This window comes from Bradyrhizobium sp. BR14999 (assembly GCF_056106085.1).
Window position 1 is genome coordinate 1,399,584 of the sequence record NZ_CM148536.1, and the last position, 15,084, is coordinate 1,414,667.

Sequence of the window (15,084 nt, forward strand, 5' to 3'; positions counted from 1 at the left end):
TATCGTCCCGATTCCTCGAATTGCCAGCGTGACTGCGCCAAGTCGCCGGGTTGTTGCTGGACCGCTTGTGTGCTTTGAGGAACGATATCCCGCCGCCGGTCCAGCCTGATGCTGTTCAATTCCTATCCGTTCATCCTGCTGTTCCTGCCAGCCGTGCTGGGCGGCTATTTCTGGCTCGGGCGGCGCAGCAATCTGGCCCCGGTGATCTGGCTGGCACTGGCCTCGATCACCTTCTATGCGATCGGCAGCTGGCAATTCCTGGCCCTGTTGCTGATCTCGATCGCCTTCAACTATGGCGTCGGCCATCTCCTCATCGTGGCGAAGCTCACCCCGCCGCAACGAAAGGCAGCGCTCGCTTGTGGCGTCATCGGCGACCTCCTCGTGCTCGGGATCTTCAAATATGCCGGCTTCGTCACCGAGAACATCAATGCGCTGGCCGGCACGCATCTCGCGGTCCACATCCTGCTGCCGGTCGGCATCTCCTTCTACACCTTCACCCAGATTGCGTTCCTGGTCGATGCCTATCGCGGGCAGGTCGCGGCCTATGCGCTGCCGCACTACGCGCTGTTCGTGACCTATTTCCCGCATCTGATCGCAGGACCCATCCTCCACCACAAGGACATGATTCCGCAATTCGAGCGGAAGGAGAGCAAGCTTCCGGACACGCATCTGATCCTGTGCGGGGTCATCATCTTCGCCATCGGCCTGTTCAAGAAGACCTGCCTTGCCGACGGCATCCAGCCGCTGGTCGCGCTCGCCTTCGAAGCGCGCTCGCCGAGCTTCGATCAGGCCTGGTGTGGTGCGCTCGCCTACACGTTCCAGCTCTATTTCGACTTCTCCGGTTATTCGGACATGGCGATCGGGATCTCGCTGATGTTCGGCATCTTCCTGCCCGTCAATTTCAACTCGCCCTACAAGGCCATCAGCATCGTCGAGTTCTGGCGGCGCTGGCACATGACCTTGTCGCAGTTCCTGCGCGACTATCTCTACATCCCGCTTGGCGGCAATCGCAGGGGCCGCGTGCTGCGCTACGTCAATCTGATGATCACGATGCTGCTCGGTGGGCTCTGGCACGGCGCGGCCTGGACCTTCGTGGTGTGGGGTGCGCTGCACGGCGCCTATCTCTGCATCAATCACGCCTTCAACGCGCTGGTGCCGAACGTTCCGTCGCCTCTTGCGAGGCCGGTCCGCATCGCCGGTGCCGTGCTGACCTTCCTCGCCGTCGTCGTCGCCTGGGTGTTCTTCCGCGCCGAAAGCGTCGCCTGGGCGCTGCGCGTGCTCCACGCGATGGCTGATCCCTCAAATATCGTCTTCGGTCGTGAAGAGATCGCGGCGCTTGTGCTGGTCGCCATCTATGCCGCGCTGGTATGGCTGGCGCCGAACACGCAAGGCATCATGGGATACGATCACGCCAACCGCAGGGTCGGCGAGGCCTTGCGGGCAGGGCGGATGCGGCCGCTGATCCTCTATGGCGCGTCGCTGGTGCTCGCCTTCGGGATCTTGGGCATCCAGAGCCACAGCGAATTCATCTATTTCCGGTTCTGATGCGCGCGCCGTTCACGCATTTGGGGCGACTTCTGCTCGCGAGCATCGCCTGCGTGCTGGGCGCAGCATTGCTTACTTTCGTCGTCGATCCCCTGCAACTGTTCCGCCCCTCGCGTCTCACCGCCTTCTATTCCGAGGACACGCGCGTGCAGAATGCCGGGCTGATCCGCAGTCAGTCGTTCGACACCGTCTTCATGGGTACCTCGCTCGCGATTCATTTCCGCCAGAGCGACATCGATCGTGCGCTCGGCGTTCATTCGCTCAAGCTGGCGATGACCGGCTCCAATTCGCGCCAGCAAAGCTTTGTGCTGGAGCAGGCCATCGACCGCGGCGCAAGGCGGGTGATCTGGGCGATGGACGATTTCATCTTTATCGATGCCGCGGACATCGAGACGGATCCCTATCTGTCCGTCGATCTCTATCGCAGCACGGCCAAGGGGATCGCGTCCTATCTGTTCAGCGCCGCGATGGCGAAGGAATCCGCGTTCGCACTGGTGCGGTCGGTCCCGCCATTGCGAGAGCCGCTGTCCCGGGCGGCGCCCTTTCTGCCTCTCAAGTTTGCGCTGCACGACGTCGATGACATCTACGCGCTACCGCGGGATTTCGACGTCGCGAGCGGCTACAATGCGCAGAAGACGCTTGCCGCCTTCGCCTACATCACCGCTCCCGCGCGCAGTCGTTTCCTCGGTGAAGGCTATGGTTACGATGCCATGGTGCGGCATTTCGAGCGCGATGCGGTGGGCCTGATCACGCGCCATCCGGACGTGACCTTCGACATCTACTTTCCGCCCTATTCGATCCTGCAATTCGTCGCGATGCGCGATGTATCACCGGAAACGCTAGAGATCGTCACCGATCTCACCGCACGCATTGCGGAAGCCCTGACGCAGTTGCCCAACGTGCGTCTCCACGATTTCCGCGCGATCAACGCGGTGACGCACGATCTCGGTAATTACAGCGACGTCATCCACCACTCGCCGGTGATCGATGCGAAGGTGTTGAAGTGGCTTGCGAGTGGGAAGTATCGGGTGGATCCGAAGAAGCCGACGGCATCGCTGGATGAGCTGAAAGCGCAGGTCGCGGCGTATCGGGTGCCGCAGCCCTAGCCAAACACTCCGTCGCTAGCCAAACACTCCGCTGTCGTCCCGGCGCAGGCCGGGACCCATAACCCCAGCGAGGAGTTTGGCGAAGATTTGCAGTTAAAGAGTCTTCTCGTGGTACGCCGGCCGTGCATCACGGAAAGATCACGCGGTATGGGTCCCGGCCTTCGCCGGGACGACAATGGAGTTCTTGGCTTGCGCCCTACACCGCCACTTCCTCACCGAGATACGCGACCGCCGCCTCGAGCCCGCCTTTGCCATGCGGGATCTTTAGCGCATTGAGCCCGATCTCGATCACCCCCAACGTGCCGAGCAGCATCGGCGCGTTGACGTGGCCCATATGGGCGATGCGGAAGGCCTGGCCCGAGAGATCGCCGATGCCGGTGCCGAGCACGACGCCGCACTTCTCTTTGCAGTAGCGCTGCAGCACCGCCGGGTCATGGCCGTTGCTCATGGTCACCGTGGTCACGGTGTTGGAGCGCTCGCTGGCTTCTGCCACATTGAAGCCGAGCACCTGGCCTTCCGACCATGCGCCGACCGCGCAGCGCGCGGCTTCGCCGAGCAGGCTGTGGCGGCGGAAGGCGTTCTCCAGCCCTTCCTCGTGCAGGAGGTCGATCGCCTGGCGCAGCGCGAACAACAGATGCACCGGCGCGGTGCCGGCATATTTGCGATAGTGCTCGGTGCCCTCGCGCTCGCTCCAGCTCCAATAGGGCGTCGCCATGTTGGCTGTCTTGTGCACCTCGAGCGCACGCGCGTTGGCGGCGACGAAGCCGAGCCCGGGCGGGGTCATCAGGCCCTTCTGCGAGCCGGACATCGCGACGTCGATGCCCCATTTATCCATCTCGAACGGCATGCAGCCGAGCGAGGCCACGGTGTCGACCATATACAGCGCGGGATGGCCGCTGGCCTTGATCGCCTTGCCGATCGCCTCGATGTCGTTCTGCACGCCCGAGGCCGTGTCGACCTGGACGACGACGACAGCCTTGATGGTGTGCTCCTTGTCGCGGCGCAGGCGCTCCTCGACCTCGTGCGGCCGCACCGCGCGGCGCCAGTCGCCCTTGAGCACCTCGACCTCGGCGCCCATCAGCGCCGCCGCATTGCCCCAGCCGATCGCAAAGCGCCCGCTCTCCAGCACCAGCACCTTGTCGCCGCGCGACAGCACATTGCTCAGCGCCGCTTCCCAGGCGCCGTGGCCATTGGCGATGTAGATGTAGGACTTGCCCTTGGTCGAAAACAGCTTCGAGATGTCACTGAGCAGGCCCGCGGTCAGGTCGGTCATCTGCTTGGAGTAGATGTCGATCGCCGGACGATGCATCGCCTGCAGCACCTCGTCGGGCATCGTGGTGGGCCCGGGGATGGCCAGAAATTCCCGGCCCGCGCGAACGGTCATTGCTGTTGGTCCTTGTGTCGTGAGAACGGACTGGTGGGTCGCTGAAACACACTTTTACGCGGCGCCGGGGTTTGAGAAAAGCGCTCAAAACGCAGGTCTGAGGTGGGTTATCGCTTCGTCTCGCGGCAGCCCGCGGCCTCCGCCTCTTCCACCGAACAGAACCAGCGGGTGCCCTTGCTGATCTTCATCTTGATCTGGGTGTACCAGCGGCTGGTCGGCTGGTGGTAGATGCATTCGCCGGCGCTGTTGACGTTGCCCTTGATGGTGCAATCAGGCGACGGCGCGACCGGTCCCGAGGCCGAGGCGAGCAGCACCGCATGCGCCCCATCGGGCGGCTTGGTGGCGCCGAGGATGGTGGTCTTCTTGTTGCGGACCCGCCAGTCCCAGGGCGCGATGAAGGCGCCCTGCCACATCCCGGCCTTGGCCTCCCGCGCGGCGGCTTCGTCCGCGACGTAATCATGGGACATGCGGGTGTAGGCCAGCGCCCAGCCGCTGCGCACCAGCCATTTCTGGATGTCCTCGCCGCCGACCTCGCAGCGCGCCACGGTGCGGCCGCGCCGGTCGATCGCGCGGGTATGGCACACCCAATTCTTGCCATCGGCATATTTGGCGAGCTCGTCTCGCGCAGCGACGCCGCAGGTCCAGCGCTCGGTCTTGGTGTTGAGGCAAAGCTGGTCGACTGCCGGCGCGTCGATGCCGCCGAGCCGCACCCGCGTGTTGCCGATCACCACGGTATCGCCGGCGCGCACTTTTGCCATGCCGGTGATGTCGGCGGCGTCAGCCAGCGACGGGAGGGCGATGAAAGCCAGCGCAATCAGGACTTTTCGCAACATGCCGGTCCGCAAGTTCCAGGAAAATCTCGATAGACCCCGCGATTGTGGTCAGCTTTTGGCCACTCGGCCAGCGCCTGCCCAACAGATGGGCTTTCAACTTCCCGTCATTGCATGGCGCTCCTTCACCCTCCCCTGGAGGGGGAGGGTCGGCATGCGATCGAGCGAAGCAAGATTGCGTGACGGGGTGGGGTGATCTCTCCACTCGGGCACTGTTCGTCGCGGAGGGACCGTCACCCCACCCCGCTCGCGCTGCGCGCGACCGACCCTCCCCCTCCAGGGGAGGGTGAAGAGCTACCCGCGCCCAGCCATCGCTCGCCGCGCCACCGCCAGCCCCATCAGCACGAAGGCCGACGTCACCTCGGGCCCGCCGACCAGAATCCGCGTCGGTGTCTTCATCTTGTTCCATTCATAGGCGCGGAACGGGCCGCGGCGGCCGCCTTCGCCGATGGCATCGACGATCACGTTCAGCGCCGGCGCGAAGGCGCGTGGGTCGGCACCGAGATGGCCGAGTGCGATCAGGGCGAGGGCGGCGTCGAACACATTCATCTCCGCGGCCATCAGCTCGCCTTTGACGTAGGACAGCACGCGGTGGCGGATGAAATCGAAATCGCCGTCGGGATCGATCGCGGCTTGCGCTGCCAGCGGCAGCGCCAGGAAGGCTGCATAACAACGGCCGAAATAGGCGCTGTAGAGCTCCGGCAGGTAATAGATGTGCGAGCGCGGATTGGCGAAGGCAGCGCTGGCCGCCAAGCGCTTCTGGAAGCCGATGATGCGATGCACGGTGGCGAGCCGCGATGGCGTCTCCAAAATTTTCCACCGCGCCAGGTTGCGGAAGCTGACCTCGAGAATGTCGAGATTGAGCGTCGGATCGAGATCGTTGCCGTAAGGACGCTCGCCCGCGAGATTGTCGATCCAGGTCGCGACGCCGCCCTCATAGTCAATATTGTCGTTGAGCGGCACCGTCACACGCGGCGCGTTGACGCCGGCGCGGACCTGGTAGTCGGCGTAGAAATCCAGCAGCGGCTGGTCGATGATCTCATCGGTGCAGCCGGCCTGCGTCGCTGCCGAGATCGAGCAGGCCGTGGTGTCGCAATCCGGCACGTAGATCCCGAAGCCGAGATCCTGCTTGATCTGGGCGAAGAAGCGGGAGAAGCGGGGATGCGGCGCCGGCGCGAGCGCGGTGATGACATTGAACCGCGCGCCGTCGATGCCCTCGACCTCCTCGCGGCTGATGTTGACGCAGAAATCCACCATGTCGGCGATCGCGCGCTCCGCCGCGATCTTGTCGGCGGGTGAGGCGAGCCCGGTCTCGACATAGCTCAGCAGCGCCTCGATGAAGAACGCATCGTAATAGGCCGAGCGATGGCGGATCTGCACCGGCTCCCACATCGGCTCGGCAACCCCTCGCCACGGCGGATGCACCACGGCGCGTGCCAGCGAGCGCGCGATGAAGACGCGGGCGAGATTGAACAGCAGCGAGGAGTTCTTGTAGCCGCGCGCGTTGAGGCCCGTGAGCGCCATGATCAGCTCGCGTCCGCGGCAATCGGGATCGCCGATCAGGTTGAAGGCAGCATAGGTCGGCAGAAAACCGTTTCGGCGATACGAGCCGAGCAGGTGCTGCGCGCAGTCGCGGATCACGCCGTCGATCTGCGATTGTTGCGGCGCCTTACCGACGAACATGGCCGGTGGCGGCCTGGGATGGTCGAGCGCGATGCTGTCGAGGAGATCGGCCACGGGCTGGCCGACGGCCGCCCAGTCGGGCTCGGCCTCGTCGCGGGCACGGGCGAGCGCCTGCCGCAGCGCCGCTAGCCTCGCCTCGTCGCGCAGCTCGGGCAGTCCGGCCCGCCGCAGCAGCACCCGCAACGCGGGATTGCCGAGCGCGGTCTTGTAGAATTTGGCCAGATGCGGATCGCCGCCGGCCTGACCCGCCAGCACGGGATCGCAGACCTCGTAAAGCGAGGGGCCGTCCTTCCGCGCCGTCAGCGCCCGGCAGGCGGCGCCGGCAAAATATTGAAAGCTCATGAAATACCTGGTCGCGGGGCATTGGCCGGGGGCCGGCCGACACGCTCCCAGCCGCGTGCCACCCCCCTGCAAGTCGTTGAAAAAGCTACCCGGATTCGCGGGAAATACAAATGTGATGAAAGTCACATAAAAAGTCGGCACGAGGGCTGCATGATGAGGCCCCGGAAGCCTCCGGGGGAACCCAAAGCGGAGAAAATCGGGCCGGAGAATTATCTAACATCTTCAGGTGCTTAGCTCAAATACTGGGCGAACTATTGCCGGGGAGGCGATATCCGGTTAAAGGTTTGTTTGGTGCGGCGCCGCAAATTGCGCGCAATTCGGGGGCACTTCCCCGGCCAATCCCTCAAACCTAAAGACGCTATCGCGCTACTCAAACAGTGTGCGCGCGCTTGGCTGGTCTTTGGCACAGGAACGAACCGAGATGAATGTAAGGCAGCTCGACCTTTCCCGACGCACGATTGCCGTCGCCGCCGCCCTCATCGGCACGGTGTCCCTCGTGATCGGCGCCCATGCTGCCCTCAACATGCGCGCGATCGACGCCGCCAAGGCCGTCTCGACCGACCAGATCACCGGCTCGATCGGCCATGCCACGCATCTGGCGCTGGTCATCGGCAATGGACATTATCCCGACGCCAACGCGCCCCTGACGCAGTCGATCAATGACGCCCGCGCGCTCTCTTCGTCCCTGCGCAAGAGCGGCTTTGACGTCGACATGGTGGAAGACGCGACCAAGGACGACATGGTCCGCGCCGTCAACCGCCTGAAGTCCCGGATCAAGCACGACAGCGTCGTCATGCTGTTCTTCGGCGGCTATGGCGTGCAGGCCGGCCGCGAGAGCTACATGCTGCCGGTCGATGCCGTGATCTGGAAGGAAAGCGACGTCCGCCGCCACGGCGTCTCCATCGAGGGCGTGCTCGACATGATGAAGGAGCAGGGCGCCAAGGCCAAGCTCGTCGTCGTCGACGCCTCCCGCCGTAACCCGTACGAGCGCCGCTTCCGCTCCTACAGCCACGGTCTCGCGCCGATCAGCGCGTCCGACAATGCGCTGATCCTCACCTCGGCCTCGCCCGGCAAGGTCGTCGATGACGGCAAGGGCGAGCACAGCGTGCTGATCAGTGAGCTGCTCAACAACCTCAATGCGCAAGGTAGCAGCGCCGAAAGCGTCTTCAACAAGACCCGCGTCGCCATCTCCCGCGCCAGCGAAGGCGACCAGGTCCCGAGCGTCTCGTCGTCATTGCTCGAGGACGTCCGTTTCGGCGAAGCCGGCGGCTAGCTTTTCCTACCCTCCCCTGGAGGGGGAGGGTCGATCGCGCGAAGCGCGAGCGGGGTGGGGTGACAGTCCCTCCGCGACGAACGGTCCCCGTGGGGAGAGATCACCCCACCCCGCTGCGCATTTCGCTTCGCTAAATGCACAGCGACCCTCCCCCTCGAGGGGAGGGTAAGAAAGACCCGTCTGCTACTTCACCGCTTCCGCGCTCGCCATCACCGGGCGCACTGGATCGCCCTCGCGCAGCAGCGCGCCGGCGCGGGCGACGATGACGTCGCCATCGTTGAGGCCGTCGCGGACCTCGATATTGCCGCCCGACATCAATCCGATCTCGACGCGCTTGGTCTCGACGCGATTGCGGCGGATCACCTGCACCACGGTGCCGGCCGAGGAATATTGCACGGCTGTCAGCGGCACCGCGACGTTGCAGCTCTGCCCGGTCTTGATCAGCGCGCGCCCGCTCGCGTTGAGCAACAGGCGCTTCTGCGAGGAGATGCCGATATAGACCATGCCCTGCTGGATGTTTTGCTCGACGGTCGGCCCGATGCGGCGAATCTTGCCGTCGATGTCGCCGGCGCCGGCGATGCGCACGGTCGCTTGCTGATTGACGGCGAGCTTGCGCATGTCGGTGGTCGCGACCAGGCCGACCAGATCATATTCGCTGCGCGCCACGATCGTGAACAGGGCCTCGCCCTTGGCCGAGGCGAAATTGCCGATCTGCGCGGTCGACGTGGCGATGACGCCCGCCACGGGCGCGGTGACCTGAAGCGTGCCGCCTTCCGGCAGCGCCAGCCGCGCCAGCACCTGGCCGGCGGTGGTGGTCTGGCCGGCTTCGGCCAGCACCTCGGTCACCTTCAGGCCGGGACGTTCAGGCCGCACCGAGGTTTCCTCGCGCGCGATGATCGTGCCGGTGGCCTCGACGATGTCGGAGAAGCAGGATTTCGCGACCTTTAGCACCGTGACCGCCGGCCCCTTGGGGGCATCGTCCTCGGCGGCCCCGGCCGGATATGGGCCGAGAACGAACACGCCGGCGATGGCTGCGGGAAACAGGCTTCGGGCAACGGCACGGGGCAAATGACGCATCGAAAATTCCACGGGGTTCAAGCCCTTCAATCGATAGCAGATGGCAACGGGCCGGACTACGGCAGCGTTGTCCCATGGCGGGATGCCACGCCGGCGCGGGCCGGCGTGGCAAGTCTTTGATTAGTCGCGGGATTGGAGATCAGGTTCGCTCCCGCCGGACGGGGAAGGTCGCGGCGCGGGGCTGGCTGGCCGTCAGCTCCGGCGATCACCCAGCAGCTTGCCGGTGGCGCGATCGATCAGGTGCAGGCGCGTACAGGCCTGACACGGCACGGAAACATGCGTCCGATCGGTTGGCTCGTCGCCAAGCCGATATTGCACGTTCATGCCGGTCTGGGGGCACTTGAAGACAATTTGACGGTCCATGCCCGATGATATCGCGCCAAGGCGGGCCTCGCGAAATTACGGATGATTACGTAGGCCGGCCGCGCGTCCCTCACGGCAGGCTCAGAAACTCCACCCAGTTCGGCTTCTTGCCGGTGGGATAGGATTTCAGCTTGGCGAGCGCGCCGCTGCTCTGGTCGATCGCATAGACCGTCATGCCGTCGGAGAGTTCGCCGACCGCGGCGAGATAGCGCCCAGAAGGATCGATGTTGAAGCCGCGGGGCTGCTTCTCGGTCGGCACGCTACCGATCGTGGTCAGCTTGCCGCTGGTTGCATCGACCTTGTAGGCGGTGAGCGTGTTCGTGGTGCGCTCGGAGGCGTAGAGGAAGCGCCCGTCCGGGGTGATGTGGATGTCGGCGGCCCAAGGCTTTTTATCGGAAGCTTTGCCGTTGAACCCTTCCGGCAGTGCGGTGGTGCGCTGGATCTCGGTCCAGGCGCCGCTCTTGGCCTCATAGCTGAATGCCGCGACGTCGCCGTTCAGCTCGTGAACGAGATAGACGAACTTGCCGCCCGGGTGGAATACGAAGTGCCGCGGCCCCGATTTTTCCGGCAGCTTGTGCGCCGGCGGATCGCTCGGCGTCAGCGAGCCGGCCGCGGCGTCGAACGCAAAGCTCAGCACCTGGTCGGAGCCGAGATTGGTCGCGAACACGAAGCGGTTGTCGGGCGAGGGCAGGACGGCGTGCGCGTTCAGCCCGGTCGGGATCACCTGCTTCGGCTCGCCGGCGACGCCATTTGCTTGAAGCGGATTCAGCGCCACCTTGTTGCCGCCATAGGAGGCGCTGAACAGGAACTTACCGCTGCGATCGACGGCGATATTGGCCATGCTGTCGGCGAGCGGCCCGTTGCCGACATGCCTGAGCTGGCCGGTCTTGGGGTCGATCGCGAAGCTCACCGCGAGGTATGGCTGCGAGCGGATTCCGGCGATCAGCACGCGCTTGTCGGGCGTGATCGCGAGCGGCGTCGAGGATCCCGGCTTTTCGACGCCGGTGAAGCCGGCTGTCTGCACCGGAATCATCTCGCCACTCTCGGCCATCTTGAACACGCTGATGTCGTTGCTGTCGGCGTTGCCGACATAAGCGAAGGTTTCGGCCATGCCGGCGCGGACTCCAGGGATGAGGGCGAGAAAGGCGAGGGTGGTGGCGATCGCAGCGCGCGGCAGGCGCGATGCGATGCGTCGGGTCGGTCTCAACATGGTCTCCTCCTCAAAGCCGGTGCGGCATTGTCGTTTTGCCGTCGAGGATAGCGGGAGGCGCGCCGTCGCACCAAATTCCAGTTGGGATCGATCGATGCCGAAATTGTATCGGTCGCGCTCGGAGGCTACCGCACCGCCGCCGTCACGCTGCGGGAGGGCAAATGCGGGCCGGGCGGTTGGCCGGGCGGACCGAGCACGGTCCATACGGTGACCGCAAGCAGCCCGCAGGTCAGGATGGTCCAGGCGATCAGTCGTTTCCGCATCAGGCCTAATCCGCCGGTCGAATCTCGATGCTTCGGCCAACGATCGTGCACCGCAAACCGCGGCGATCCTATGACCTCGTTCACAGTGCGAACCAATGCCGCGCCAGCGCATTGAAGCATCATGCCCCGTGAAAACGACCTCGAAGGCAAGCCCGACATGGGCGGCAAGCATGGCGGTCAGCAAGGCCAGCCCAAGCTGCCGCCGCATCCGCATCAGGGCGAGCGCGACGAGGACGTCGTGGCAAAGCGCCACACCGGTCAAACCGGTCGCAGCTCCCCGCCGACCAAACAAGAATAGCCCCGCATGCGCGCCGGGAACGGCAGCCTCGCCTTGCCGTTACCCTGATCCTGCGGGCGGAGGAGATCGAAACGGAGGCTGGCACGTGTTTTGGATCTATTGGGACACCGCCTGGTCGCTGATCATCAGCGGCATCATGTTTGCGACCATCGTCAGCCATCCCGACGCCGAGATCGCCGAAGTGCGTGCCGCAAAAGGCATGATGTAAACGCCACGCGGCAAAGCGCGATGAGATCGGGTGATCGTCATCGCGCTTCGGTTCGCGCTGAGCATGATCCTTAAACGGCGGCAGACTTTGCGCTAACGCGGCCCGTCAGGTTCGGATCATGCTTCTAGCGGTCAGTAGTCCCAGAACGCCGGCACCCAGCGAAAGTGATCGCCGTCGACCGCCACCCGGCCGACCGATGGGAACGGCATGTGAGTGGCGACGAGGAGTTCTCCATTCGCCGCCAGCTCCCGCAGGAGACGGACACGAACGCGGGCCGCCTCTTCGGGATCGTGCTCGAAGCCGTTGTGCCACTCGGGGTGATCGAATCCGACGGTGAACACGGCATCGCCGGCGAATGTAAGCCGCTCGCCGCCGGATGCCAGGCGGACCACGCTGTGCCCGGGGGTGTGGCCGCCGGTGCGCGTGACCACCACTCCCGGCGCCACCTCGTGCTCGTCCTCGAAGGTGCGCAGCTGGTTATGGTACTCTTTCGCGAACCGCTTGGCGGTCGCCCGCAGCGCATCCGGAAATCCCGGCGGCATCGCGACGTGGGAGAAATCGGGCGCCTCCCAGAACTTGACCTCGGCGGCTGCAACGTGGATGCGCAGGTCCGGGCGCAACCGGTCCCTGACTTCGTCGACGAGCAGGCCGCCAATGTGGTCCATGTGCATGTGTGTCAGCACCACGTCGGTCACGGACCCAAGATCGATGCCGGCGGCTTCCAGTCGCTTGCTCAACTGCCCGGCCCGCGGCAGGTGCAAGTCGGGGTCGGACCCTAGTCCAGCGTCGACGAGGATGGTCTGGCCGCCGCTGCGCACCACGACCACGTTCAGCGCCCAATCGAAAGCATCCGGCGGCAGGAACATGTCCTTCAGCCAGGCCGCGCGGACGGCCGGGTCGGCGTTGTGGGCCAGCATCGCACCTGGCAGCGTCAGCACCCCATCGCTGATCACCAGCACGTCGATCTCGCCAATCCGCAGCGCGTAGCGCGATGGGACCAGCTCTTCGGGGCCCCTGCCGAGGTGTGCAGTGTCGTGCAAGTTCATGTTCGTCTTCTCCTGGGTGTTGCGGATCGTCTGATTCATTGTTGAAAGCTCCTGCGCTCTGTCTTGACGTTCAGTTCGGGAAAAGACCGCGCGTCTTCCGTGGGCAGCGCGCTCATTGCTGGTGCTGTCCCGTGATGATTTATCGAACGCGACGTGCGAGTGCCCCAGAGCGATTGCCGTCGCTATAGAGTGATTGCTGCCAACGCATGCGCGCAGCTATGCCAGTCCCAAGCCGCCATCGATCGCGACCACTTGGCCCGTCACCCATTCTGAAGTGGGGCCGGCAAGCCGGACGATCCATTCTGCGACATCGTCCGGAACGCCGCGCCGCCCGAGCGGTATGCGCGCGCGCTCCTGCTCTTTGATTGCCGCAGCCTGCTCCAGGGACAGCCCCATCATGCCAGTCAGAGCGCCAGATTCCGTGGGCCCCGCAGCGACCGCGTTCACGCGTATACCGACCGGTGCGAGCTCCAGCGCCCAGCAGCGAGTCAAGTGCTCCAATGCCGCCTTGCTGGCTGCGTAATGGGACAGGGCGCCCGCCGGCTTGTGGCCGAAAGTGCTCGAGACATTGATGATGGTGCCCTGTGTTGCCTTGAGGTGAGGCAGAGCAGCAGCGGCGAGCAGACTTGGGCCGATCACATTCACGGAGAAGATGTCCATGATCCGATCGGCCGTCGCGTCGGCCAGCGGAAGAATTGCGCCTGCGCCTGCGTTGTTCACCAGGGCATCGACCTTGCCCCAGGTATCGACCGCCTTGGCAATTGTGCGCCTGGCATCTTCGGCGGAGGCGACATCGGCAACCAGGCCGGCAATGTTTGCGTGCTCGGCAACTGTTTCTTCGATAGGGCCGGGACGGCGGCCGGTCACGAGCACCTTGTCGCCTTGTCTGGCGAAACGCAGTGCCGCCGCGCGCCCGATGCCCGAGCTGCCTCCCGTCACGATGACGACATTTTCACTTTTCATGTTCGATCTCCTTCTTCGCTGACAGCGCAGGTCCAGCCACGATCGACCGAGACCGCCGTGCGCTCGCGCGTGGGTGCGTGGCCGATGTCGTGTGAGTGCCTAAAGCGCGATGAGATCGGGATGAATCGTCATCGCGCTTTAGGTTATTGTTCGAGCATGATCTTTTCGGAAAACCGCTCCACACTTTTCCGGATCATGCTCTAGAGGTCAGTCACGCGCTCCGGATCGGCCGAGGCCAGCGCGACGGCACGTTCGGCGCGCGGCGGGTAGATCCAGACGGTGTTGATCTCCCGTTTCGTCTTCTTGGCGACCTCACCGACGATCTCCACGTTGCGCTCCCAGCCGCGCGTGAACAGTGCGCCGGCTTCGCCGAGATCGAGGCAGGTGACATAGGCCTTCTGGTGATAAGGCCTGGTCGGCAGGCCCAGTAGCTCCGCGGCCGCATTGTTGCCGGCGAAGGCGCCCATCCGCGTGGCGTGCTGGCATGACATCAGCGCGTAATTGCCCTCGTCGTCGCAGGCGGCACGCGCCGCATCGCCGGCCGCGAACACGCCCTGGACGCCTGGCACCTGCAAGCAGCGGTCGACCAGCAAGCGGCCGAAACTGTCGCGCTCGGCGGGGATCTGCGCGGCCAAAGGCGCGGCACGAATGCCGGCCGCCCAGATCACCGTCTCGGTCTCGATGTGTTCGCCGCTGGACAGGGTGACGCCGGACCCGTCGAGCGAGGCGACGCCGGCACCGAGCCGGGTTTGAACACCGAGCTTGTGAAGGGCGTCCTCGATGACGGGGCGAGGGCCTGCGCCCATGTCGGGCGCGATCGCATTGTTGCGCTCGACGATGATGACGCGGGACTTCGCATTGGTACCGAGGATGTCGCGCAGCCGTGCCGGCATTTCGGTGGCGGCCTCGATGCCGGTGAAGCCGCCGCCGGCGACGACGACCGTGTCGCGCCCGTTCGTGGCCGGCCGCTTGGCGAGGCCATGCAGGTGCTTGTCGAGCGCGATGGCGTCGTCGAGCGAATCGACGCTGAAGCCATGCTCGGCAAGACCTGGAATGTTCGGACGGAACAGCCGGCTGCCGGTGGTCACGACGAGACGGTCGTAAGACAGCGTCTTCTTCGTGCCCTTCGCGGTGGCGATCTTTACCATGCAGGATTTGGCGTCGACCGTCTCGGCGATGCCCTGCACATAGGTGACGTCGATGGCCTCGAGCACGTCGCGCAGGGGCGCCGTCAGGGTCTCGGGCTTCGGTTCGTAGAGCCGCGGGCGAACCACGAGCGTCGGCTCGGGGGCCACAAGCGCGATCTCGAGCGCCTCCGGCGAGACGCCCTGGATCTCGCGCAGGCGGGCTGCGGAAAGGGCGGCGTACATGCCGGCGAAGCCGGCGCCGATAATGACTAATCGCATGAGTTTGCTCCTTGGTAAGCAGTTTCGAAAGTCCGCGCGCGGGCCGTCGCTGCTCCGCTCAGGGCAGCGTCTGGCGATGGCACGAAG

General features: G+C 64.9%; 15 protein-coding genes. 5 read left to right on the forward strand and 10 right to left on the reverse strand.

What is annotated here, in order from left to right:
- Window positions 1-108: 108 nt before the first annotated feature.
- On the forward strand, window positions 109-1,545 hold the full coding sequence (locus ACR9YP_RS06585) for an MBOAT family O-acyltransferase (RefSeq protein ID WP_438103557.1): 1,437 nt from the start codon (window positions 109-111) through the stop codon (window positions 1,543-1,545).
- Window positions 1,545-2,651 carry a hypothetical protein gene (locus ACR9YP_RS06590; protein ID WP_438103556.1) on the forward strand — a complete coding sequence of 369 codons (1,107 nt, stop codon included), beginning with the start codon at window positions 1,545-1,547 and terminating at the stop codon, window positions 2,649-2,651. The genes ACR9YP_RS06585 and ACR9YP_RS06590 overlap by 1 nt, the downstream gene beginning before the upstream one ends.
- Before the next feature lie 196 nt (window positions 2,652-2,847).
- Here the strand turns inward: ACR9YP_RS06590 and ACR9YP_RS06595 are convergent, their stop codons facing one another.
- The 3 genes from ACR9YP_RS06595 to ACR9YP_RS06605 form a co-directional block, all read right to left on the reverse strand.
- On the reverse strand, window positions 2,848-4,035 hold the full coding sequence (locus ACR9YP_RS06595; protein ID WP_438103555.1) for a pyridoxal-phosphate-dependent aminotransferase family protein: 1,188 nt from the start codon (window positions 4,033-4,035) through the stop codon (window positions 2,848-2,850).
- A 107-nt stretch (window positions 4,036-4,142) separates the two neighbouring features.
- Window positions 4,143-4,868: a thermonuclease family protein gene (locus tag ACR9YP_RS06600; RefSeq protein ID WP_091897881.1), complete on the reverse strand. Its 726-nt coding sequence runs from the start codon at window positions 4,866-4,868 to the stop codon at window positions 4,143-4,145.
- Between the two features lie 291 nt (window positions 4,869-5,159).
- Window positions 5,160-6,890, reverse strand: a complete 1,731-nt coding sequence (locus ACR9YP_RS06605) for a hypothetical protein (protein ID WP_438103554.1) — start codon at window positions 6,888-6,890, stop codon at window positions 5,160-5,162.
- A 421-nt stretch (window positions 6,891-7,311) separates the two neighbouring features.
- Between ACR9YP_RS06605 and ACR9YP_RS06610 the strand changes: the two genes are divergently transcribed.
- Window positions 7,312-8,163 carry a caspase family protein gene (locus ACR9YP_RS06610; protein ID WP_438103553.1) on the forward strand — a complete coding sequence of 284 codons (852 nt, stop codon included), beginning with the start codon at window positions 7,312-7,314 and terminating at the stop codon, window positions 8,161-8,163.
- 183 nt (window positions 8,164-8,346) lie between these two features.
- Here the strand turns inward: ACR9YP_RS06610 and ACR9YP_RS06615 are convergent, their stop codons facing one another.
- From ACR9YP_RS06615 to ACR9YP_RS06630, 4 genes are all read right to left on the reverse strand, one after another.
- Window positions 8,347-9,240 carry an efflux RND transporter periplasmic adaptor subunit gene (locus ACR9YP_RS06615; RefSeq protein WP_474219244.1) on the reverse strand — a complete coding sequence of 298 codons (894 nt, stop codon included), beginning with the start codon at window positions 9,238-9,240 and terminating at the stop codon, window positions 8,347-8,349.
- 192 nt (window positions 9,241-9,432) lie between these two features.
- Window positions 9,433-9,603, reverse strand: coding sequence for a hypothetical protein (locus ACR9YP_RS06620; RefSeq protein WP_164940478.1), 171 nt, complete (start codon window positions 9,601-9,603; stop codon window positions 9,433-9,435).
- A 70-nt stretch (window positions 9,604-9,673) separates the two neighbouring features.
- The gene (locus ACR9YP_RS06625) at window positions 9,674-10,813 is read right to left on the reverse strand and encodes a lactonase family protein (protein ID WP_438103551.1); all 1,140 of its coding nucleotides are present in this window, start codon (window positions 10,811-10,813) and stop codon (window positions 9,674-9,676) included.
- Window positions 10,814-10,938: 125 nt separating this feature from the next.
- Entirely contained in the window at window positions 10,939-11,076 is a 138-nt protein-coding gene (locus tag ACR9YP_RS06630) for a hypothetical protein (RefSeq protein ID WP_438103550.1), read from the reverse strand.
- 121 nt (window positions 11,077-11,197) lie between these two features.
- Here ACR9YP_RS06630 and ACR9YP_RS06635 point away from each other — a divergent pair, with 121 nt between their 5' ends.
- Window positions 11,198-11,374, forward strand: a complete 177-nt coding sequence (locus tag ACR9YP_RS06635) for a hypothetical protein (RefSeq protein ID WP_438103549.1) — start codon at window positions 11,198-11,200, stop codon at window positions 11,372-11,374.
- Window positions 11,375-11,459: 85 nt separating this feature from the next.
- Window positions 11,460-11,582: a hypothetical protein gene (locus ACR9YP_RS06640; RefSeq protein WP_256477651.1), complete on the forward strand. Its 123-nt coding sequence runs from the start codon at window positions 11,460-11,462 to the stop codon at window positions 11,580-11,582.
- A 131-nt stretch (window positions 11,583-11,713) separates the two neighbouring features.
- Here the strand turns inward: ACR9YP_RS06640 and ACR9YP_RS06645 are convergent, their stop codons facing one another.
- From ACR9YP_RS06645 to ACR9YP_RS06655, 3 genes are all read right to left on the reverse strand, one after another.
- Window positions 11,714-12,667, reverse strand: a complete 954-nt coding sequence (locus ACR9YP_RS06645) for an MBL fold metallo-hydrolase (protein ID WP_091897885.1) — start codon at window positions 12,665-12,667, stop codon at window positions 11,714-11,716.
- A gap of 177 nt (window positions 12,668-12,844) precedes the next feature.
- Complete coding sequence (locus ACR9YP_RS06650) at window positions 12,845-13,591, reverse strand: SDR family NAD(P)-dependent oxidoreductase (protein WP_438103547.1); 747 nt, start codon at window positions 13,589-13,591, stop codon at window positions 12,845-12,847.
- Window positions 13,592-13,791: 200 nt separating this feature from the next.
- Window positions 13,792-14,997 carry an NAD(P)/FAD-dependent oxidoreductase gene (locus ACR9YP_RS06655; RefSeq protein WP_438103546.1) on the reverse strand — a complete coding sequence of 402 codons (1,206 nt, stop codon included), beginning with the start codon at window positions 14,995-14,997 and terminating at the stop codon, window positions 13,792-13,794.
- Between the last annotated feature and the right edge of the window lie 87 nt (window positions 14,998-15,084).